Origin of the sequence: Terrabacter sp. LjRoot27, assembly GCF_964254175.1 — a bacterium.
Classification (GTDB): Bacteria; Actinomycetota; Actinomycetes; order Actinomycetales; family Dermatophilaceae; genus Terrabacter.
Genome location: NZ_CAXUSS020000001.1, coordinates 1392235 through 1413982 on the forward strand (window position 1 = coordinate 1392235; position 21748 = coordinate 1413982).

A 21748-nucleotide genomic window follows, 5' to 3' on the forward strand; every position below is an offset into this window, starting at 1 on the left:
CCCACCCCGATGCCGGTCATCGCGGGTCAGGGGTGGGTCAGGGTCCGGTCAGGGCGCTCCCCAGCAGCGGAACGGGCCACGGTCACGACACCATGGGGTCATGACACAACCGATCCCCAACCCGTCCGGCCAGTCCCTGACCCCGACGAGCGACGAGCGCACGTGGGCCGTCCTCGGCCACCTCGCCGCCATCGTCGCCGCCGTCATCTCGGTCGGCTGGCTCAGTTTCGTCGGCCCGCTGCTCATCTGGGCCGTCTACAAGGACCGCAGCGCCTTCGTCCGCAAGGCCGCGGCCGACTCCTTCAACTTCAACCTCGCCGTCTGGGCCGCCATCATCGTCGGCTGGGTCATGCTCTTCACGGTGATCCTCATCCCGGTCGCCATCATCGTGTGGATCGTCGCCGTCGTGGCCGCGCTGTGGTTCCACATCCGGGCGGCGATGGCGGCGAGCCGCGGCGAGTCCTTCCGCTACCCGTGGAGCATCCCCGTCCTGCACTGAGCACGGCGGCGGCACTGACGGGCACCGCGGGAGGCATGGAACGATGGGGTGGCCCCGCCCACGAGGCGGGCCACCCCGCTCGCCTGCACCGGGCGAGACCCCGTGCCAACCGCAGGAGAACTTGATGGACGCCGTGACCCACGTGCCCGCACCGGCCAACGAGCCGGTGCTCGACTACGCGCCGGGCTCGCCCGAGCGAGCCGCGCTCGAGGTCGCCCTCGCCGAGCTCGGGTCGGCCCAGACCGAGCTGCCCCACACGATCAACGGCGAGCGCGTCACCGGCACCGGTCGCAAGATCGCCGTCCGCCAGCCGCACGCGCACCGCAAGGTCCTCGGTACCCTGCGCAACGCCACCGTCAAGGAGGGCCAGGCCGCCGTCGACGCCGCCAAGGCCGCTGCCCCGATGTGGCGCGAGCTCTCCTTCGACGACCGTGCCGCCATCCTCCTCAAGGCCGCCGAGCTGCTCTCCGGTCCGTGGCGCGCCCGGCTCAACGCGGCGACGATGCTCGGGCAGAGCAAGACCGCCTACCAGGCCGAGATCGACGCCGCGTGCGAGCTCATCGACTTCTGGCGCATCAACGTGCACTTCGCCCGCCAGATCCTCGAGCAGCAGCCGCCGCTCAACGCCAAAGGCATCTGGAACCGCTCCGACTACCGCTCGCTCGAGGGCTTCGTCTACGCCATCACGCCGTTCAACTTCACCGCGATCGCCGGCAACCTGCCGACCGCCCCAGCGCTCATGGGCAACACCGTCGTGTGGAAGCCGAGCCCCACCCAGCAGCTCGCCGCGCAGCTGACGATGGAGCTGCTCGAGGAGGCCGGCATGCCCCCGGGCGTCATCAACATGGTGACCGGCGACGGCATCAACGTCAGCAAGGCCGCGCTGCGCGACGAGGACCTCGCCGGCATCCACTTCACCGGCTCGACGCCGACGTTCAAGCACCTCTGGCAGGAGGTCGGCACCAACCTCGACCGCTACCGCACCTACCCGCGCCTCGTCGGCGAGACCGGCGGCAAGGACTTCATCCTGGCCCACCCGAGCGCCGACCCTGCCGTCCTGCGCACCGCGATGATCCGGGGCGCCTTCGAGTTCCAGGGCCAGAAGTGCTCGGCCGCCTCGCGCGCCTACGTCCCGGCCTCGGTGTGGAAGCAGATCAAGGGCGACCTCGTCGACATCACGAACGGCCTGACGCAGGGCGACGTCACCGACCTGTCCAACTTCATGGGTGCAGTCATCGACGACCGCGCGTTCGCGAAGCACAAGGACGCCATCGACCGGGCCCATGCGACCAAGGGCATCGACGTCGTGGCCGGCGGCACCTACGACGACTCGGTCGGCTACTTCGTGCGGCCGACGGTCCTCGAGATCAAGGACGCCACCGACGAGTCGTTCCGCACCGAGTACTTCGGCCCGATCCTGTCGGTCCACGTCTACCCCGACGCGCAGTACGACACGGTGCTCGACCAGATGGAGCGCTTCGCGCCGTTCGGCCTCACCGGCTCGATCATCGCCCAGGACCGTCGCGTCATCGCCGACGCCACGAAGCGCCTGCGCTTCGCCGCCGGCAACTTCTACGTCAACGACAAGCCGACCGGCGCCGTCGTCGGCCAGCAGCCGTTCGGTGGCGGCCGGGCGTCCGGCACGAACGACAAGGCGGGCGCCGCACAGAACCTGCTGCGCTGGACGAGCGTCCGCTCGATCAAGGAGACCTTCGTCCCGCCGACCGACCACACCTACCCGCACATGGGCTGACCGTCCCGAGCACGTATGCCGCTGGGCCCGTCTCCGTCAGGAGGCGGGCCCAGCGGCATGTCGTGTCCGGGTGCCCGGTGTCGGGATCAGGCGCGCTCTGAGAGCCACGCGTTGCCGGTGCGCTGCTCGCTGCGGATCGCGTCGATGACGGCCGGCGCGGCCGCCTTCTCGACCTTGCCGCCGAAGAGCGGGATCGACGCCTTGAGGTCGCCGTCGATGGTGATCTGCGTGCCGCCACCGGCCGGGGCGAGCCGGATCGTCGACCGCATCGCGACCGGGGCGCCCGCCACCTCGACCGTGAGGGTGCCGGTGCGCGTGCCGTCAGCGGCAGCGGCACCCCACTCGTAGGTCTCCGTCACCGAGAGGGTCGAGCCCACGATCGACTTCGCGAAGTCGGGGAGGTCGTCGGCCGGCAGGTCGCGCTTGGTGACGACGCGGGCGCCGTCACCCGCCGGGCTGACCGCGGCCTCGTGCCGGCGGGCGTGGGCCTCGACGCACTTGCGCTCCTGGAAGGCCACGTCGGTGACCATGGCGTAGACCGTCTCGGGCGGGGCGGCATACGTGATCGTCTCGGAGATCTTCATGGCCGACACGGTATTGCACCACCCACCGGACCCCGAGGACGCGTGCCGTCCGCGGGCCGTCCCACCGGTTCAGCCGTCCGGACACCGGGGTGCAGGTCAGGGACCCGACCGGGCGCGGTCGGACAGGGCCGCGAGTGTCGTGCCGGACGCCTCGAGCTCCCGGCGGAGGCGGGCCAGCTCGCGCGAGCGCACCGCGCTCACGCGGTTGAGCAGCTCCTGGAGCCGGTCGCGCTCGGCGAGGCGCTCGCCCGGTTCGACGCGGCTCGGTCCCGAGCGCTCGACGACGAGCCGGCCGTCGATGACGAGGTCGCAGCGCCTCAGGGCCGGCTCGAGGGCACGGACGCGCGCTGCCGACTCGACGGCGGTCGTGGTCCACGACTGGAGGAGGCCGCCGACGCGGTCGAGCTCGGTGGCGGCTCGGGTCACGAGGTCTCGCTCGTGCCCGGTGGGGTCGGGCGCCCCGGTGCGACCCGCCCGACGCGCGGCCGCGCCGAGGTCGACGACGAGGTCGGCGAGCTGGTGCGCCTGGGTGCGCAGTGCCCCGCCGAGCGCCGACGTCGACCCGGGGTCTCCGGGGGAGAGGCTCACCGGGCGTCACCCGCCTGCGTGGGCGGTCCGGCGGCTCCCGAGGTGCGGTCGTCGGCGCCCTCGTGCGGCCGCCCCGGGGCGCCGAGGTCGAGCAGCCGCTCCTCCAGCGCCTCCGAGAGGGCCCTGAGGGTGTCGGCGGCCTGCTCGACCCACGTGTCGAGCGCGCGCTGCGTCGGGAGGTCGCCGAGGTCGGGCAGGTGCGTCAGCAGGTCGTCGGAGAGCGCGCGCGTCGTCGACCTGCCGGCCGCGAGGGCCCGGAGCGTCGCAGGGTCCGCAGCGCCCGCCACCCGGCTCCCCTCGGTCATGGCACCACTCTAGGGACTGCCCGGACCGGCGCCCGGAGTTCTCCACCGGCTGTCCCGTCCGTCACTCGCGTCCCAGCGGCGAAGTGTCCGGCGGGGGTGGTTCAGGCTCGGACGCCGACGGGGATAGGCTCACATGGTGAGATGGGCGGCACAACGACGTGTCGCCGTACGGGCCACACGGTGAGGAATCCGACGACCGCATGTCAGCGTCACTCGAACAGACTCGAATCGACGTCATGAAGGCCGCTGCCGCGGCCGTGGCGCCTCCCCCTCGACGGGGTCGAGGCCGATCCGGCCAGGCGGCCTCCCGCGATCTCGAGGAGTTCCTCCTCGCCTACTACCGCCTCGTCGCGACCGAGGACCTCCTGGCCCGCCCGGCGCGCGAGCTCGCGACGATCGCCACCGAGCACCGCGCCTTCGCCGAGGAGCGCCAGGACGGCACGTTCAACGTGCGCGTCTTCAACCCGACGGCCGACGACGAGGGCTGGTCCACCGGGCACTCGGTCGTCCAGATCGTCGTCGACGACATGCCGTTCCTCGTCGACTCCGTCGTCGCTGCGCTCGGCGGCTTCGACCGTGGCGTGCACCTCATCGTGCACCCGCAGATGACGGTGTCGCGCACCATCACCGGCGAGCTCAAGTCGGTCATCACCGACGGCTCGACGACCGTCCGGTCGAGCTCGCTCGGTCTCGTCCGCGAGTCGTGGATGCACCTCGAGATCGACCGCCTGCCGGCCGACGCCCTGCCCGACGTCGAGGCCCGCCTGCGCCACGTCCTCGAGAACGTCCGCGACTCCGTCGAGGACTGGCCCAAGATGCGCGCGCACGCGCTGACCATCGCCAGCGAGCTCCGCTCGGCGACGCCGCCCGGCACCGACCCGCACCAGGCGCGTGAGGCCAGCCGCTTCCTCGAGTGGCTCGCGCACAACAACTTCACCTTCCTCGGCTACCGCGAGTACTCCCTCTCGAACGAGAACGGCAAGGACGTCTCGCGCCAGGTGCCCGGCACCGGTCTCGGCCTCCTGCGCTACGACCGGCCTTCTGCCGGAAAGGGACTCGTGCTCACGCCGGCAGCCAGCCGAGCCGCTCGCGACTCCACGATCCTCATCATCACCAAGGCCAACTCGCGCGCGACGGTCCACCGCGACGTCTACCTCGACTACATCTCGGTCAAGCGCTTCGACGCCCGCGGTGAGTGCGTCGGCGAGCAGCGCTTCCTCGGCCTCTACGCCTCGGCCGCCTACAACGACACGATCCACGACATCCCGCTGCTCGACGTGCGCGCCCAGGAGGTGCTGCGCCTCACCGGGCTCAGCGCCGACAGCCACTCGGGCAAGGACATCCTCCAGATCCTCGAGACCTACCCGCGGGACGAGCTCTTCCAGACGAGCTCCGCGCAGCTGGCCGAGATCGCGACGAGCGTGCTGCACCTGCAGGAGCGCCGCAAGACCAAGCTCTTCCTGCGCCGCGACGAGTTCGGCCGCTTCGTCTCGTGCCTCGTCTACCTCCCGCGCGACCGCTACAACACGACGGTCCGCCTGCGCATCGAGGCGATCCTGCTCGAGGCCTTCGGCGGCGAGAACATCGACAACACGACCCGCGTCAGCGAGTCGACGCTCGCGCGCCTCCACTTCGTGGTGCGCATGCCAACGGGCACCGACATCCCCGACATCGACGAGGCCGACCTCGAGAAGCGCGTCATCGACGCGACCCGCACGTGGGACGAGGACCTCTCCGAGGCGCTCGGCCAGGCGCGTGGCCTCGAAGGGGCGGCACGGACGATGGCGGCGTACGCCAAGGCCCTGCCCGAGGCGTACAAGGAGGACTTCGGCGTCGAGACGGCGGTCGAGGACCTCGACCGGATCGACGCGCTCGGCGACGGCGACCGCACGACCGGCCTGCACCTCTACGACGACCCGGCCTCCGACGACCCGCGCGAGCGGCGCTTCAAGCTCTACCGCCGCGCCGACCTGTCCCTGACGCAGGTGCTGCCGCTCTTCACCCACCTCGGTGTCGAGGTGACCGACGAGCGCCCCTACGAGGTGCCGGGTCCCGACGGCCGCACGCTGCACATCTTCGACTTCGGCCTGTGCGCCGACGCCCGCACGTGGGGGTCCGGCGACGCTGCCCTCTCGGCCGACGTCCGCGAGCGCTTCGAGGAGGCCTTCCGGGCCGTCTGGGACGGCCGGGCCGAGTCCGACGGCTTCAATGCGCTCGTGCTCGCCGCCGGCCTCACGTGGCGCCAGGTGGTCATCCTGCGCACCGTGGCGAAGTACCTCCGCCAGACCGGCTCGACGTTCTCGCAGGACTACGTCGAGTCGGCGCTCGCCGCCAACACCGGCATCGCCCGCAGCCTCGTCGAGCTCTTCGAGGCGCGCTTCGACCCCGACGCCTTCCCCGAGACCGAGGCCGGCCACGACAAGCGCGCGTCGCGCCAGAAGCAGGTCGTCACGCGCATCAAGGAGGCGCTCGACGACGTCGCGAGCCTCGACCACGACCGCATCGTTCGAGCCCTGCTCGGGGTCATCCAGGCGAGCCTGCGCACGAACTTCTACCAGCCCGACGACAACGGCCGCGACAAGTCGTACGTCTCGCTCAAGCTCAACCCCAAGAAGGTCCCCGACCTGCCGGCGCCGCGACCGATGTTCGAGATGTGGGTCTACAGCCCCCGGGTCGAGGGCGTCCACCTGCGCTTCGGCAAGGTCGCCCGCGGTGGCCTGCGCTGGTCCGACCGACGGGAGGACTTCCGCACCGAGGTCCTCGGTCTCGTCAAGGCGCAGATGGTCAAGAACGCCGTCATCGTGCCGACCGGCAGCAAGGGTGGCTTCTACGCCAAGCAGCTGCCCGACCCCTCTGTCGACCGCGCGGCCTGGATGGACGAGGGCATCGCGTCCTACAAGCTCTTCATCTCCGGGCTGCTCGACCTCACCGACAACCTCGTCTCGGGCGCGGCCGTGCCGCCCCACCGGGTCGTGCGCCACGACGAGGACGACACCTACCTCGTCGTCGCCGCCGACAAGGGCACCGCGAAGTTCTCCGACATCGCCAACGGCCTCTCGGCCGACTACGGCTTCTGGCTCGACGACGCCTTTGCGTCGGGCGGCTCGGCCGGCTACGACCACAAGGGCATGGGCATCACGGCGCGGGGCGCCTGGGAGTCGGTCAAGCGCCACTTCCGCGAGATCGGCGTCGACACCCAGACCCAGGAGTTCACCGTCGTCGGCGTCGGCGACATGAGCGGCGACGTCTTCGGCAACGGCATGCTCCTGTCCGAGCACATCCGCCTGCTCGCGGCCTTCGACCACCGGCACATCTTCGTCGACCCTTCCCCGGACGCCGCCACCTCGTATGCCGAGCGCCGGCGGATGTTCGACCTGCCGGGCTCGTCGTGGGCCGACTACGACGAGACGCTCATCAGCAAGGGCGGCGGCATCTTCCCGCGCTCGGCCAAGTCGGTGCCGGTGAGCCCCGAGATGGTCGCGGCCCTCGGGCTGCGCTCGGGCACGAAGTCGATGACGCCGGCCGAGCTCATGAAGGCGATCCTGCTCGCGCCGGTCGACCTGCTGTGGAACGGCGGCATCGGCACCTACGTCAAGGCCGCCGCCGAGACCAACTCGGAGATCGGCGACCGAGCCAACGACGCCATCCGCGTCAACGGCAGTGACCTGCGCTGCAAGGTCGTCGGCGAGGGAGGCAACCTCGGGGCGAGCCAGCTCGGTCGCATCGAGGCCGCGCTGGCGGGCGTCCGGATCAACACCGACGCCATCGACAACAGCGCCGGCGTCGACACCTCCGACCACGAGGTCAACATCAAGATCCTGCTCACCGAGCTGACCCGCTCCGGCGAGCTGACGACGAAGCGCCGCAACACGCTCCTCGCCTCGATGACCGACGAGGTCGCCGAGCAGGTGCTGCGCGACAACTACGAGCAGAACGTCCTCCTCGGCAACGCCCGCGCGCAGCAGCACGCGATGCTCGGCGTGCACGAGCGCCTCATCCAGTTCCTCGAGGCCAACGGCGACCTCGACCGCTCGCTCGAGTTCCTCCCGAGCGACGCCGAGATCGCGCGCCGCCAGAAGGACGGGCTGGGCCTCGTGTCCCCGGAGTTCTCGGTGCTCGTCGCCTACGCGAAGCTCTACCTCAAGAACCAGCTCATCACGACGGCCCTGCCCGACGACCCGTGGTTCGAGTCGACCCTCGCCGAGTACTTCCCGAAGCCGTTGCGGGGCAAGTACGCCGACGAGATCGCCGCCCACCCGCTGCGCCGCGAGATCATCACGAACTCGGTGGCCAACTCCATGGTCAACCGTGGCGGCATCACCTTCGCCTACCGGGCGGGGGAGGAGACCGGCGCCACCCCCGAGCAGGTCGCCCGCGCGTACGTCGTCTGCCGTGAGGTGTTCGACCTCGCCGGATTCGTGCGGGGCGTGGAGGCCACCGACAACGTCGTGAGCACCGGGGCGCAGACGGCGCTCTACCTCGAGTTCCGCCGCCTCATCGACCGCTCGGTGCGCTGGTTCCTCACCTCGCGTCCCGCGACGCTCGACATCGCGGCCGAGGTGGCGCGCTTCCGCCCCGGCATCGAGGCCTTCTCCGGCCGCATCGCCGAGCTGCTCCAGGGCAGCGAGCGCACCCGCCTGCAGCGGCGGGCCCGCGAGCTCGAGGGCAAGGGCGTGCCGGAAGAGCTCGCGCTGTCCGCGGCCTCGCTGCTCGACCTCTACTCGCTGCTCGACTGCATCGAGATCGCCGAGGACGCCGGTGAGAAGCTCGACGACGTCGTCGGGGTCTACTTCCTGACCTCCGAGACGTTCTCGATCGACGCGATGCTGACGCGGGTCACGATGCTGCCGCGCGACGACCGCTGGGACGCCATGGCCCGCGGTGCGCTGCGCGACGACCTCTACGCCGTCCTCGAGAGCCTGACCCGGTCGGTGCTCGAGGTGAGCAACCCGCGGCACGACGCCGTCGCCCGGCTCGCCGAGTGGTCCGAGCTCAACGCTGACGCGCTCGGTCGGGCGCGGGCCGCGCTGGGCGGGATCGAGCGGATGAGCCACGCCGGCATCGCGGCACTCTCGGTCGCCCTGCGCACCCTGCGCACCGTGACGAAGCCGGCCTCCTCGGGTGCTCCCGCTCCCGCCCCGACGGCCTCCTCGGACCAGCCCGCCCCGACGAAGCAGGCCGCCACCAGCAAGGCCGCGGCGAAGGCGACGACGAAGAACGCTGCGACGAAGAAGGCGACGACGAAGAAGGCGGCGACGAAGAAGGCGGCGACGAAGAAGGCGGCGACGAAGACCGCTACGAAGACCCCTACGAAGAATGCGGCGCCGAAGCTCGAGGCCAAGCAGCCCGCGACCAAGACGGCGGCCAGCAAGAAGGCGCCGGCGACGAAGCAGGCGGCGCGCGCCGGGGCAGCCCGAGTAGCCGCAGAGACCCGCAGCTGACCCACCACCTCGTCGAGTGAGCGCCTGACCCCACACGAGTGAGGCGCGTCGTCCCACCTGTCACGCGGCAGGTGGGACGGGGCGCTCACTGGTGCGGGGCGCTCACTCGACTGGGACGAGGGCACTCGACGGACGAGCAGGCAGGCTCACTAGGCTCGGGACGTGGCAACCCTGAGCGAGCTCCTGCGCGGCCGGACGAACCTGCCCGACCACGACGTCGAGTGGCTGCAGCTGCTCGTCGGTGACTGGCAGCTCGTCGCCGACCTCTCGTTCGCCGACCTCGTGCTCTGGGTCCGGTCGATCAGCGACCGCTGGGAGGCCGTCGCGCACGTGCGTCCGACGACGGGCCAGCTCGTCTTCGTCGAGGACCAGGTGGGCCGCATCGCCGATCCCGGCCGCACCCGGGACCTGCTCGACGAGGCCGCCGCCGAGCAGCGCATCCTGCGGGTCCGCCAGGTCGTCGTCCCCCACGAGCACGGAGCCGACCAGTCGGTGCGCGAGGAGTACATCCCCGTCGTCCGCGGCGGTCACGTCGTCGCCGTCCTGACCCGCCACACGAACCTCTGGACGACCCGCACGCCCAGCCGCCTCGAGCTGACCTACCTCGCCACGGCCGACGCCCTGTGCCGCATGGTCACCGGGGGCGAGTTCCCGCACAGCGGCGCCCCGACGGGCCTGCGGCGTGGTGCGCCGCGCGTCGGCGACGGCGTCATCCGGCTCGACGTCGACGGCATCGTCACCTATGCGAGCCCGAACGCCGTCTCCGCCCTGCACCGCCTCGGGCACCTCGGCGAGGTGGTCGGGGCGAGCCTGGCCCAGATCGTCACCGACAACGTCCGTGAGTCCTACCCCGTCGACGAGGGGCTGCCGCTCGTCGTCACCGGCCGACAGCCCTGGCGCACCGAGGTCGTGGCGGGCGGCACGACCGTCTCCATGCGCGCCATCCCGCTCACCGAGGCCGGGCAGCGGTTCGGCGCGATCGTGCTCATGCGCGACGTCGGTGAGCTGCGCCGGCGCGAGCGTGAGCTGATGACGAAGGACGCGACGATCCGCGAGATCCACCACCGGGTCAAGAACAACCTCCAGTCCGTCGCCGCCCTGCTGCGTCTCCAGTCGCGCCGGCTCCCCGACGGCGAGGCCAAGATCGCGCTCGCCGAGGCCGAGCGTCGGGTCGGGACCATCGCCATGGTGCACGACCAGCTGAGCCAGGGCTTCGACGAGACCGTCGAGTTCGACACGATCGCCCAGCGCGGCCTCAACGCCGTCGTCGAGGTCTCGGCGAACGGCGCGCCCGTCCACACCGTCACGCAGGGCTCGTTCGGGCGCCTGCGGGCCGAGGACGCGACGTCCCTCGCGATGATCATGAGCGAGCTCGTCCAGAACGCCATCGAGCACGGTCTCGGCGACGCCGGGGGAGAGGTCCGCATCTTCATCGAGCGGCAGTCGGACGAGCGCGGTCAGCAGATGGTCGTCGTCTCGGTCGAGGACGACGGCAAGGGGATCGACTCCGCGCGCCGGCCGGGCTCGGGCCTCGGGACCCAGATCGTCCAGTCGCTCGTCAGCGACCTCCAGGGCCGCATCTCCTGGGAGGCCGTCGTGCCGCACGGCACCCGGGCCCGGTTCACCGCGAGCCTGCGCCCGATCTCCTGAGCGTGGCCGCGGCCGTCAGGGGACGGCATACGCGGGCAGCCAAAAGCCCGGCGACCTGAGAGGGTCACCGGGCTCGACGACGATGGTCGTGCGGGGGCTCAGCCTGCGCGGCGGGCCCGCGCGTTGCGGCGCTTCAGGGCTCGGCGCTCGTCCTCGGAGAGGCCGCCCCACACGCCGGCATCCTGGCCGGTCTCGAGGGCCCACTTGAGGCAGGTGTCCATGACCGGACAGGTCCGGCACACAGCCTTCGCCTCCTCGATCTGCAGGATGGCCGGGCCGGTGTTCCCGATGGGGAAGAACAGCTCCGGATCGGCCTCCAGGCAGGCAGCGCGGTCGCGCCAATCCATGTGGATCGTGCTCCTTCATGTATCTCGGTTGGCACCGACGCCGGGTGTCGGGCGGTGCATGTGCTCGGGGCGCCAGCGTCGTTGTCGGAGCCAAGTCATGGTGTCGTCGTGCGGGGGGATGACCCCCTGACCAACGGAAACGCGCACGAAGTTGTTCCGTACGCGTTGAGGGCCATGATCCAGTGTGACCAGCAACCATGTCCGTGTTCAACGCCTTGGGCGCGGATCACACCAAGGATTGAGTCTATCGGCAGACGGCTCCCAGTTCCATACCTCCGGGCGGTCGGTGGGGCCCGCGACCCGCCCCGACGGCCCGGGACGGCCGGATCGCTAGGCTGACGAGGTGACCGAATCGACCTCCCCGAGCCGCCAGGTGCACGGATCCCACCGTGCCGCAGGGCTGCTCACGCTCCTCGAGGCCCTTGCAGTCCTCGGCTTCGCCGGCTTCTACGTCTACGAGATGGTGACGGGCGCCACAGACGACGTCACGCGGGCGGCGACCTCCGGCGCGCTGATCCTCGTCTTCGGGCTCGGCCTGCTCGCGCTCGCCCGGGGCTGGGCCCGCGCCGCCGACTGGCCGCGCACGCCCACCGTGCTCTGGAACGCGCTCCTGCTGCCCGTCGCGTGGTCGCTGCACGAGTCGGACCGCACGCCCGTGGCCCTGGCCGTCGGGCTCGTCGCGGTGGCGAGCATCGTCGCCGCCGTGTCGGCACCGGGGCGCCGGGCCGACGAGGGCCCCGAGGGTCCCGACGGCGAGCGCGACACCGACGTCGTCAGCTGAGCGAGAGCCAGTCGTTCCAGCCGTTGTGGAGCACGAGCCAGGCGATGAGGCCGTAGCCCGCCTGCCCGGGGTGCGCGCGGTCCGGGCTCGCGGCGAGGTCGGCCATCCACTGGTCGTGGGTGGCGAGCGGGCGGTAGCAGTCCACGTAGGTGATGCCGCGTCGTGAGCACACGTCGGCCTGGGCCTCGGCGAGCGCCTCGATCTTGCGGTTCATCTCGTCGTCGAGCGTCGGCGTCAGGCCGACGACGAAGACGCCGATCCCCGCGTTGGTCGCCTCGTCGAGGACGTTGGCGAGGTTGAGCCGCGAGCGGGCCATCGTCATGCCCGACAGGAGGTCGCCGGTGCCCACGCTGAGCACGAGACGGCGCTCGGCGCGGCCCTTCCAGCGCGGGTGGCACTCGGCGCTCCAGCGGGCCACGACGTCGCCGGAGGTGTTGCCGCGCACGCCGAGGTTGTAGGCCGTGAGGTCGAGGTCGGGGTGCTGCGTGCGGGCCACGACGCGCCCGACCCAACCCAGGCCCTTGGGGTCGCCGTAGCCGGCCGTCATCGAGGCGCCGACGAAGACCATGCCGACGTCACGGATCCCCTCCGCGACGGTGAACTCGGCGCTCGGGGCGTAGTACGGGTCGTCCGTGGGGGCGTCGGCAGGGGCGTCCTGGGAGGCCGCAGGCGCGGCGGCGGCAGGTGCGGTGGGCGCGGCGGGCTCGGGAGCGGGCGCGGCGGCATACCGCCCCGGGGCGTCGGTGGTGAACTGGGTGTGGGACGAGGGGTAGGCCGGGCCCACGCCGTAGGGCTCCCTCGGCGCGTCGGCGTGCGTCTCGGCCCTGTCGCTGCGGTCGCTCACTGCTCAGTCCTCGTCGTCGTCCAGCCGGGCGAGCCACGTCGCGAGTCGCTCGACCGGCACCTCGAACTCGGGGTTGAGGTCGACGAACGTGCGCAGCTGCTCGGCGAGCCACTCGATGGTGACCTCGTCCTCGCCGCGGCGCGCCGCGAGCTCCTCGATGCCCCTGTCGGTGAAGTACACGTGGGGAGGTTATCGCGTGCCGGGGTGGGGCTTGCGGAGGCGGGCCGAGGACCGGGCACATCGGCGCCTCCCGAGGCGACGACGACAGCGTGCGTATGCCGTCTCACCGGGGATGCGGCGAGGGACCCCGCCGCCGTGGCGGGGTCCCTCGGGTGCTCGGTCTGCGGTCGAGCGCGGGCAGGTGGGCTCAGCGCCCGAACGCGCGCTCCATGAGCTCGGCCTGCTCGGCCGCGTGCTTCTTCGAGGAGCCGGTGGCCGGGGAGGCCGCAGCCTTGCGGGCCACGACGCGCCACGGCCGGGTCTCGCCCAGGTCGCAGAGGTCCTCGTGGAGCCACTGGGCCATGAGCGGCCACGCGCCCTGGTTGCGCGGCTCGTCCTGGACCCACACGAGCTCGGCGCCGGGGTACTTCGCGGCGACGTCGACGATCTCCTGCTCGGGGATGGGGTAGAGCTGCTCGACCCTGATGACGGCCGTCGAGGTGTCGCCGCGCTTCTCGCGCTCGGCGTCGAGCTCGTGGACGATCTTGCCGCTGGCGAAGAGCACCCGCGTGACGTCCTTGGTGACGCCCTCGTGGTCGGCCAGGACCGGCTGGAAGCCACCCTGCGTGAAGGCCTCGACGGGGCTGGCCGCCGCCTTGCTGCGCAGCATCGACTTCGGCGTGAAGACGACGAGCGGGGTGCGAGGACGGGCGTAGGCCTGTCGACGCAGCAGGTGGAAGTAGCTCGCGGCCGTCGACGGGTAGGCGACCGTCATGTTGTTCTCGGCGCAGAGCTGCAGGTATCGCTCGATGCGCGCCGAGCTGTGGTCGGGACCCTGGCCCTCGTAGCCGTGCGGGAGCAGCAGCACGACTGAGCTGCGCTGGCCCCACTTCTGCTCGGAGCTCGAGATGAACTCGTCGACGATCGTCTGCGCGCCGTTGCCGAAGTCGCCGAACTGCGCCTCCCACAGCACGAGCGCGTCGGGACGCTCGACGGAGTAGCCGTACTCGAAGCCCATCGCGGCGTACTCGGACAGGAGCGAGTCGTAGACCCAGAAGCGGGCCTGCCCCTCGCCGAGGTAGAGCAGCGGCGTCCACTCCTCCGCGGTGTTCTTGTCGATGAGCACCGCGTGGCGCTGCACGAACGTGCCGCGGCGGCTGTCCTGCCCGGCGAGCCGGATCGGCGTGCCCTCCTTGAGGAGGGTGCCGAAGGCGAGCAGCTCGGCCATCGGCCAGTCGATGCCGCCCTCGTGGACCATCTGGGCCCGCTTGTCCATCAGCTGCTTGAGCTTCGGGTGGATCGTGAAGCCCTCGGGCGGGCTCGCAAAGGTCTCGCCGATGTGGACGATCTCGCTGGCCGGGACGCCCGTCTCGGTGGCCGAACGCACCGGTGCCTCGTCGTCCTGGACCTGCGCCGTCGGGCGCTCGAGGCCGGCGTTGTCGGGGGCGTCGGAGTCGCGGTCTCGGTCACGGGCCGGCGCCGGCGTGTCGGCCTGCGCCTTCTTGGCCTCACGGGTCTCGACGAAGACGCGCTCGAGCTGCTGCTGGTAGTCGCGCAGCGCGGCCTCCGCGTCCTCGACGCTGATGTCGCCGCGGCCGATGAGCGACTCGGTGTAGAGCTTGCGGACCGAGCGCTTGGCCTCGATGAGGTTGTACATGAGCGGCTGCGTCATCGACGGGTCGTCGCCCTCGTTGTGACCGCGTCGGCGGTAGCACACCAGGTCGATGACGACGTCCTTGTTGAACTCCTGGCGGAACTCGTAGGCCAGCTCGGCCACGCGCACGCAGGCCTCGGGGTCGTCACCGTTCACGTGGAAGATCGGCGCCTGGATCATCCGGGCGACGTCGGTCGAGTAGACCGACGAGCGCGAGCTGCTCGGCGAGGTCGTGAAGCCGACCTGGTTGTTGATGACGACGTGGATCGTGCCGCCCGTGCGGTAGCCGCGCAGCTGCGAGAGGTTGAGCGTCTCGGCGACGACGCCCTGGCCGGCGAAGGCCGCGTCGCCGTGCATGAGCACGGGCAGGACGGTGAAGGACTCGCCGGCGAGGTTGAGCCGGTCCTGCTTGGCGCGGACGATGCCCTCGAGCACCGGGTTGACGGCCTCGAGGTGGCTCGGGTTGGCGGCGAGGTAGACCTTGGTCTTGCTGCCGTCCTCGGAGACGAACTCGCCCTCGGTGCCGAGGTGGTACTTCACGTCGCCCGAGCCCTGGACCGACTTGGGGTCCTGGGTGCCCTCGAACTCGCGGAAGATCTGGCCGTAGGACTTGCCGGCGATGTTGGCCAGCACGTTGAGGCGGCCACGGTGCGGCATGCCGATGCAGACCTCGTCGAGGTTCTCGCTCGCGGCGCGGCACAGGATGCGGTCGAGCAGGGCGATGACGGACTCGCCGCCCTCGAGCGAGAAGCGCTTCTGCCCGACGAACTTCGTCTGGAGGAACGTCTCGAAGGCCTCGGCGGCGTTGAGGCGGCGCATGATCCGCATCTGCTCGTCGCGGTTGGCCTTCTCGTAGGGCCGCTCGACCTTGTTCTGGATCCACTTGCGCTGCTCGGGGTCCTGGATGTGCATGTACTCGATGCCGACGGTGCGGCAGTACGAGTCACGCAGGATGCCGAGGATCTTGCGGAGCTTGAGGAACGGGTAGCCGCCGAAGCCGCCGGTCGCGAAGGTGCGGTCGAGGTCCCAGAGGCTCAGGCCGTGCGTCGTGACGTCGAGGTCGTGGTGGCGACGCTGCTTGTACTCGAGCGGGTCGGTGTCGGCCATGAGGTGACCGCGCACGCGGTAGGCGTGGATGAGCTCCTGGACGCGGGCGACCTTGTTGATGTCGTCGTCGTGCGAGGAGTCGACGTCCTGGACCCAGCGGATCGGCTCGTAGGGGATGCGGAGCGACTCGAAGATCTCGTCGTAGAAGCGGTTGTCGCCGAGGAGCAGCTGGTGGATGACCCGCAGGAAGTCGCCGCTCTGGGCGCCCTGGATGATCCGGTGGTCGTACGTCGAGGTGAGCGTGAGGATCTTGCTCACGGCGTTCTTGTTGAGCGTCTCGTTGCTCGCGCCCTGCCACTCGGCGGGGTAGTCGAGGGCACCGACGCCGATGATGGCGCCCTGGCCCTTCATGAGGCGCGGGACCGAGTGCACGGTGCCGATGCCGCCCGGGTTGGTCAGCGAGATCGTCGTGCCCTGGAAGTCCTCGACGGTCAGCTTGTTGCCGCGGGCCTTGCGGACGACGTCCTCGTAGGCGGTCCAGAAGTGGACGAAGTCCATCTCCTCGGCCGACTTGATGGAGGGCACGACGAGCGTGCGGCTGCCGTCGTCCTTCTGCAGGTCGATGGCGAGGCCGAAGTTGACGTGGGCCGGCACGACGAGGGCGGGCTTGCCGTCCTTCTCGGTGAAGCCGTTGTTCATCTCGGGCATGAGCGCCAGGGCCTTGACCATGGCGTAGCCGATGAGGTGCGTGAAGCTCACCTTGCCCCCGCGCGAACGGGCGAGGTGGTTGTTGATGACGACGCGGTTGTCGATGAGCAGCTTGGCCGGGACGGCGCGCACGCTCGTCGCGGTCGGGACGGTCAGCGAGACCTCCATGTTGGCCACGACGCGCGAGGACGCGCCGCGCAGCGGGGTCACCTGGTCGTCGTTGACCGGCCCGGTGCCCTTGACGGCCGGGATGTCGCGCGGCTTCGGGGGCTCGGCCGCCGGCTCGTCCTTGGGTGCCGCCTTGGCCTCCGTCGTGGGCTCCGCCTTGGGCTCGGCCTTCGCAGCCGGTGCAGCAGGCGCGGCGGGGGTCTTCATGGGGGGCGCGGGCGCCACCTTCGGCGCGCTCTTCGCAGCCGGTGCGGGGCTCTGCGCCGGGGCCTGGGCGGAGGTGCCGTTGGGCGAGCCGTTGGACGAGGACCCGTTGGCCGGCGCGCTGGTCGTCTGCGGCTTGGTCGCGGTCGCCGTGCGGCCCGGGGCCGCGCTCGTGTCGGCCTCACCCGGCCGGTAGTCCTCGAAGAACCCCCACCAGGCCTTGTCGACCGAGGTCTTGTCGGTCAGGAACTGCTGGTAGAGCTCGTCGACGAGCCATTCGTTCGGCCCGAATGCTGCAATCGGGTCACCGGACGTGGACTGATCGGACACGGCGAATGCGCCTCTTTCGTTTGGCTCGGGTGCGTCGTTGCCTATACAGGGGTCAAGCCTAGACCTGAATGCTCTGATACCGGACGGCGGCTCGGATGTCGAGCCCGAGGTTCCGCGAGGCGTTCGTCACGTCTGCCGGGGCCACGCCGGGGGGAGCGTCAGCTGATGTCGGCGCGCAGCGTGCGCCACGTGCCGAGACCGGCCATCACGGCGGCATACGCCATGAGCACGAGCGCGCCCGCCCACCAGGAGAGCTGGTCGACGGGCTGACCGTCGAAGCCGCCGCTCGTCGACTCGAGCATGGCGCTCGTGGCCCGGCTCGGCAGGTACGGGGAGATGCTCTTGCCCCAGTCGGTCAGGGCGAGCACGAGCCCGAGCACGGGCTCGACGATCCACGCGACGGCGACGGAGATGAGCAGCGCGGCGACCTGGTTGGGGATGAGGATGCCGGCGCCGAGACCGATGAGGGCCCAGAGGCCGAGCACGAGCAGGGAGAGCGCGAGGGTGCGCCAGATGGCCGGGTCGGCGAAGGGGGCGATGCCCTTGGACGTGAGCACGAGGGTGCCCGCGCCGACGGCGCCCGCGAGCGAGAGAAGGCCGTAGAGCACGCCGATCGCGAGCAGCGAGATGACCTTGGCGGCCATGACGCGGCCGCGGCGCGGGATCGCCAGGAAGGTCGCCGTGATCGTCTGGTGGCGGTACTCCGAGCCGATCGTGAGCACGCCGATCGACAGCGTCAGGAGGTAGCCGACCTGCAGGCCGCCGGTGAAGACGGCCTTGGCGATGGCGACGTCGGTCGTGGGCGCCGCCGCGGCCTGGGGGCCCTGCAGGGCGTCGCTCGTGAAGACGAACGCGAAGAGCACGGCGAACGCCGCGCCGCTGAGGAACACGGCGATGGCCATGCCCCACCACAGGCGGGTCGTGAAGAGCTTGCGGAGCTCGGCCCGCACCGCCGCGGTCATCGCGGGTCTCCTTCGTGGTCGGCAGGGCTCGGCGGCGTGGGCTCGGCGAGCAGGGCGGGATCGACGGGGGGCCCGCTCGGCGGCGGGAGGTCGGCGGGCACGCCTCCTCCTGCCGGGGCGTCGAGCCCCAGGTTGCGGTTGCGGTGCGCCTCGCTCTCGGTGAGGTTGAAGAAGAGCTCCTCGAGGTGGGTCTGCTCGCTGCGCAGCTCGTGGATGGCGACGTCGCTGGCGTGGGCCACGTCCCCGACGACGGCGAGGTCCTCGGTCGTGACGCGCAGACCGCGCCCGCTGGGCGTGACCGTGAGCCCGCGACCGCGCAGCGCCTCGGAGAGGCGGTCCGGGTCGGACGTGCGGACGTATGCCGTGGGCTCGCCCCGCAGCTCGGCGACGGTGCCCTGGGCGACCCGCTGGCCGTTGGCGATGATGACGACGTCGTCGACCGTCTGCTCGACCTCGGAGAGCATGTGGCTCGAGATGAGCAGCGTGCGGCCCTCGTCGGCGAGGTGGCGCAGGAAGCCGCGCAGCCAGCGGATGCCCTCGGGGTCCAGGCCGTTGGCCGGCTCGTCGAGGATGATGACGCGGGGGTCGCCGAGCAGGGCGCCGGCGAGGCCGAGCCGCTGGCGCATGCCCATGGAGTAGCCGCCGGCCCGCTTGCGCGCAGCGGCGGGGATGCCCACGAGCTCGAGCAGCTCGTCGACGCGCGAGTCGGGCACGCCGGCGACGGCGGCCTGGACGCGCAGGTGGTTGCGCCCGGTGCGGCCGGGGTGGAAGTTCGTCGCCTCGAGCGCGGACCCGACGACCGTGAGCGGGTTGGGGATCTCGGCGTAGCGGTGGCCGTCGATCGTCGCCGTGCCGTCGGTGGCGCGCACGAGACCGAGCAGCATGCGCAGGGTCGTCGTCTTGCCGCTGCCGTTGGGGCCGAGGAATCCGGTCACGCGGCCGGGCTCGACGTCGAAGTCGAGGTGGTCGACGGCCGTGAAGGAGCCGAACCGCTTCGTCAGCCCGCGCACCTCGATGCGTCCGGTGAACTCCGGTCGTCCGTGCACCACCGTGCTCCCTCCGTCGGCCCGCGCGGGCGCCACGGCCCCCGCCGTGGTGGGCCCAACTCAACCACACCGCACACCCCCTCCACACGGAGGTCGGTGCAGGTGGCCCGGGCCGCCGTGGCCGCCGTGTCTCCCTATAGTTGGGCGCACCATGACCTCCCTCCGCGACCAGGGTCCGGCCACCCCCGCCACCAGCCAGGTCACCACTGCCGTCGCCACAGGCACGCCCGGACGGGCGGCCCGGCCGTGACCGAGTGGCTCCTCGTCCTGGGCGCCGTGCTGCTCACGGCGGGCACCGCGCTCTTCGTCGCGGCCGAGTTCTCCCTCGTGGCCCTCGACCGGCCCACGGTGCAGCGGGCCATCGACGAGGGTGACTCGCGGGCCCGCGTCGTGCTCCAGTCGCTCAAGCAGCTCTCGACGCAGCTGTCGGCGGCCCAGGTCGGCATCACCATCACGACTCTCGTCGTCGGCTACCTCGCGCAGCCCTCGATCGGGGTCCTCGTCGCCGGTCCGCTCGAGGCGCTCGGTCTGAGCGCGGGCATGGTCGAGGCGGTCTCGAGCGCGCTCGCCCTCCTGCTGGCGACGATCTTCTCGATGGTCTTCGGCGAGCTGCTGCCGCAGTTCCTCGGCATCTCCGCACCGCTCGCGACGGCCAAGGTCGTGGCGCTGCCCGTGCGCGTCTTCGCCGTCGTCGCCAAGCCGCTCATCATCGTGCTCAACGGCTCGGCCAACGCCTTCCTGCGCGCGCTCGGCATCGAGCCGCAGGAGGAGCTGTCGGGCGCCCGGACGCCGCAGGAGCTCGCGAGCCTCGTCCAGCGCTCGGCCGAGGCCGGCACCCTCGACGTCACGACCGCACGGATGCTGACGCGGTCGCTCGGCTTCGGTGAGCGCACGGCCGACGACGTCATGACGCCGCGCGTACGGTGCACCGGCATCCACCGCGAGGAGTCCGCCGACGACGTGCTGCGCCTGTCGCGGCGCACCGGCCACTCGCGCTTCCCGGTCCTCGGTGAGGACTGGGACGACATCGACGGGGTCGTCCACGTCAAGAAGGCGATGGCCGTGCCCCACGAGCGCCGCAAGGACGTCCCCGTGTCGGCGCTGATGTCCGACCGCCTCGTCGTCCCCGAGACGATCCGCCTCGACCCGCTCCTGCGCGAGCTGCGTGAAGGCGGCTTCCAGATGGCCGTCGTCGTCGACGAGTACGGCGGCACCTCGGGCATCGTCACGCTCGAGGACGTCGTCGAGGAGATCGTCGGCGAGGTCTCCGACGAGCACGACCGCAGCCGGCAGGGTGGGCGCGAGCTCATCGACGGGTCGTGGACCGTGCCGGGGCTGTGGCGCCCCGACGAGGTGCGCGACGCCTTCGACGCCGACGTCCCGGACGGGTCGACCTACGAGACGATGGGCGGCTTCGTCATGACGAGCCTCGGCCGGGTCCCCGTCGTCGGTGACGTCGTCCGGCTGCCCGGCTGGCGCATCAACGTCGTCGGCATGGAGGGGCGCCGGGTCGACCGGCTGCGCTTCGTGCCCGACCCGGAGTCGCTGCCGCCGGGCGGACCGGACGCGTCCGACAAGTCGTCGGACCGAACCGGTCGTATGCCGTCCGCCCCGGATGCGGGGGAGCGGTCGTGAGCGGCGCCTGGGTCTACCTCGTCTCGGTCCTCCTGCTGCTCGGCAACGCCTTCTTCGTCGGCGCCGAGTTCGCCGCCATGGCCGTGCGACGCTCGACGCTCGAGCCCCTGGCCGACGCGGGCAGCAAGCGCGCGCAGTCCTGCCTGCTCGCCCTGGAGCGGCTCGGGTCGATGCTCGCGACCGCCCAGCTCGGCATCACCGTGTGCTCGGTCGGCCTGGGTGCCCTCGCCGAGGCGGCGCTGCACCACCTGCTCGAGCCGATCTTCCACGGCTGGGGCCTCTCCGACGCGTGGGCGAGCGGCGTGGCCCTCGCGCTCGCGCTGCTCATCGTGTCCTACCTGCACGTCGTCGTCGGCGAGATGATCCCGAAGAACCTCGCGATCGCCGGCCCCGACCGCGCGGCAATCGTCCTCGTGCCGGCGCTGTTCGTCATCGCGAGCGCCCTGCGCCCGATCATCCACGCCATGGAGGTGATCGCCAAGGCCCTGGTGCGTCTCTTCGGGGTCGAGCCCAAGGACGAGATCACGTCGGCGTTCACCGTCGAGGAGGTGGCCCACATCGTCGGGGAGTCCCGTCGCGAGGGCCTCATCGAGGAGGAGCGGCACGGCCTCGTGGCCAAGACGCTCGAGTTCTCCGACAAGCGGGCCCGCGAGGTGGCGGTCGACGTGCGCTCGCTGACGACCGTCGAGCTGGGCGCGACGCCTGCCGACATCGAGCGCCTCGTCGCCAAGCAGGGCTTCTCGCGCTACCCGGTCCGCGACGCGGCGGGCGAGATCGCCGGCTACCTGCACCTCAAGGACATCCTCTACGCCGACGACGAGCGGCACGAGCAGCCGATCCCGCCCAAGCGGGTCCGTCGGCTCGCCACCGTGCGCGAGGACGACGACATCGAGGACGTGCTCGCCACGATGCAGCTGACGGGCGCCCACCTCGCGCGCGTCATCGACGACGACGCCGTGGTGACAGGGGTCGTCTTCCTCGAGGACGTCCTCGAGGAGCTCGTCGGCGAGGTCACCGACACGACCCAGCGCTGACGGGTCGTC

16 protein-coding genes are annotated in these 21748 nt (G+C 71.4%); 7 read left to right on the forward strand and 9 right to left on the reverse strand.

Annotated features, from left to right (window positions below):
* The first annotated feature begins 100 nt into the window (after positions 1 to 100).
* Together ACSQ2D_RS06515 and pruA are read left to right on the forward strand one after the other, a co-directional pair.
* Complete coding sequence (locus ACSQ2D_RS06515; protein WP_435985161.1) at positions 101 to 499, forward strand: DUF4870 domain-containing protein; 399 nt, start codon at positions 101 to 103, stop codon at positions 497 to 499.
* 124 nt (positions 500 to 623) lie between these two features.
* Positions 624 to 2252 carry an L-glutamate gamma-semialdehyde dehydrogenase gene (gene pruA, locus ACSQ2D_RS06520; RefSeq protein ID WP_435985162.1) on the forward strand — a complete coding sequence of 543 codons (1629 nt, stop codon included), beginning with the start codon at positions 624 to 626 and terminating at the stop codon, positions 2250 to 2252.
* 86 nt (positions 2253 to 2338) lie between these two features.
* Here the strand turns inward: pruA and ACSQ2D_RS06525 are convergent, their stop codons facing one another.
* The 3 genes from ACSQ2D_RS06525 to ACSQ2D_RS06535 all read right to left on the reverse strand — a co-directional run bounded on the left by ACSQ2D_RS06525 (position 2339) and on the right by ACSQ2D_RS06535 (position 3729).
* On the reverse strand, positions 2339 to 2836 hold the full coding sequence (locus ACSQ2D_RS06525; RefSeq protein WP_435985163.1) for a DUF2505 domain-containing protein: 498 nt from the start codon (positions 2834 to 2836) through the stop codon (positions 2339 to 2341).
* A gap of 96 nt (positions 2837 to 2932) precedes the next feature.
* A complete protein-coding gene (locus ACSQ2D_RS06530; RefSeq protein ID WP_435985164.1) occupies positions 2933 to 3424 on the reverse strand; it encodes a hypothetical protein in 492 nt (163 codons plus the stop codon).
* Positions 3421 to 3729, reverse strand: coding sequence for a hypothetical protein (locus ACSQ2D_RS06535; RefSeq protein WP_435985165.1), 309 nt, complete (start codon positions 3727 to 3729; stop codon positions 3421 to 3423). The genes ACSQ2D_RS06530 and ACSQ2D_RS06535 overlap by 4 nt, the downstream gene beginning before the upstream one ends.
* 236 nt (positions 3730 to 3965) lie before the next feature.
* Here ACSQ2D_RS06535 and ACSQ2D_RS06540 point away from each other — a divergent pair, with 236 nt between their 5' ends.
* Together ACSQ2D_RS06540 and ACSQ2D_RS06545 are read left to right on the forward strand one after the other, a co-directional pair.
* Positions 3966 to 9170, forward strand: a complete 5205-nt coding sequence (locus ACSQ2D_RS06540) for an NAD-glutamate dehydrogenase (RefSeq protein WP_435985166.1) — start codon at positions 3966 to 3968, stop codon at positions 9168 to 9170.
* A 162-nt stretch (positions 9171 to 9332) separates the two neighbouring features.
* Positions 9333 to 10820 carry a sensor histidine kinase gene (locus tag ACSQ2D_RS06545; RefSeq protein WP_435985167.1) on the forward strand — a complete coding sequence of 496 codons (1488 nt, stop codon included), beginning with the start codon at positions 9333 to 9335 and terminating at the stop codon, positions 10818 to 10820.
* A gap of 98 nt (positions 10821 to 10918) precedes the next feature.
* Here the strand turns inward: ACSQ2D_RS06545 and ACSQ2D_RS06550 are convergent, their stop codons facing one another.
* Complete coding sequence (locus ACSQ2D_RS06550) at positions 10919 to 11167, reverse strand: WhiB family transcriptional regulator (protein WP_020142976.1); 249 nt, start codon at positions 11165 to 11167, stop codon at positions 10919 to 10921.
* Positions 11168 to 11510: 343 nt separating this feature from the next.
* On the opposite strand from ACSQ2D_RS06550, the gene ACSQ2D_RS06555 reads away from it, so the two are divergent.
* Entirely contained in the window at positions 11511 to 11948 is a 438-nt protein-coding gene (locus ACSQ2D_RS06555; RefSeq protein ID WP_435985168.1) for a hypothetical protein, read from the forward strand.
* Here ACSQ2D_RS06555 and ACSQ2D_RS06560 read toward each other — a convergent pair.
* The 5 genes from ACSQ2D_RS06560 to ACSQ2D_RS06580 all read right to left on the reverse strand — a co-directional run bounded on the left by ACSQ2D_RS06560 (position 11941) and on the right by ACSQ2D_RS06580 (position 19070).
* The gene (locus tag ACSQ2D_RS06560; RefSeq protein ID WP_435985169.1) at positions 11941 to 12792 is read right to left on the reverse strand and encodes a GDSL-type esterase/lipase family protein; all 852 of its coding nucleotides are present in this window, start codon (positions 12790 to 12792) and stop codon (positions 11941 to 11943) included. The two genes, ACSQ2D_RS06555 and ACSQ2D_RS06560, sit on opposite strands and share 8 nt — an antisense overlap.
* 3 nt (positions 12793 to 12795) lie before the next feature.
* Positions 12796 to 12972, reverse strand: a complete 177-nt coding sequence (locus ACSQ2D_RS06565; RefSeq protein WP_020142973.1) for a DUF6104 family protein — start codon at positions 12970 to 12972, stop codon at positions 12796 to 12798.
* Between the two features lie 187 nt (positions 12973 to 13159).
* Entirely contained in the window at positions 13160 to 17062 is a 3903-nt protein-coding gene (locus ACSQ2D_RS06570; protein WP_435985170.1) for a multifunctional oxoglutarate decarboxylase/oxoglutarate dehydrogenase thiamine pyrophosphate-binding subunit/dihydrolipoyllysine-residue succinyltransferase subunit, read from the reverse strand.
* A gap of 158 nt (positions 17063 to 17220) precedes the next feature.
* Positions 17221 to 18024 (reverse strand): ABC transporter permease, encoded by an 804-nt coding sequence (locus ACSQ2D_RS06575; protein ID WP_435985171.1) that lies wholly within the window; start codon positions 18022 to 18024, stop codon positions 17221 to 17223.
* Positions 18021 to 19070 carry an ABC transporter ATP-binding protein gene (locus tag ACSQ2D_RS06580; protein ID WP_435985172.1) on the reverse strand — a complete coding sequence of 350 codons (1050 nt, stop codon included), beginning with the start codon at positions 19068 to 19070 and terminating at the stop codon, positions 18021 to 18023. The genes ACSQ2D_RS06575 and ACSQ2D_RS06580 overlap by 4 nt, the downstream gene beginning before the upstream one ends.
* 246 nt (positions 19071 to 19316) lie before the next feature.
* Between ACSQ2D_RS06580 and ACSQ2D_RS06585 the strand changes: the two genes are divergently transcribed.
* Both ACSQ2D_RS06585 and ACSQ2D_RS06590 read left to right on the forward strand, forming a co-directional pair.
* Positions 19317 to 20705, forward strand: a complete 1389-nt coding sequence (locus ACSQ2D_RS06585; RefSeq protein ID WP_435985173.1) for a hemolysin family protein — start codon at positions 19317 to 19319, stop codon at positions 20703 to 20705.
* The gene (locus tag ACSQ2D_RS06590) at positions 20702 to 21739 is read left to right on the forward strand and encodes a hemolysin family protein (RefSeq protein WP_435985174.1); all 1038 of its coding nucleotides are present in this window, start codon (positions 20702 to 20704) and stop codon (positions 21737 to 21739) included. The genes ACSQ2D_RS06585 and ACSQ2D_RS06590 overlap by 4 nt, the downstream gene beginning before the upstream one ends.
* The last annotated feature ends 9 nt before the right edge of the window (positions 21740 to 21748 follow it).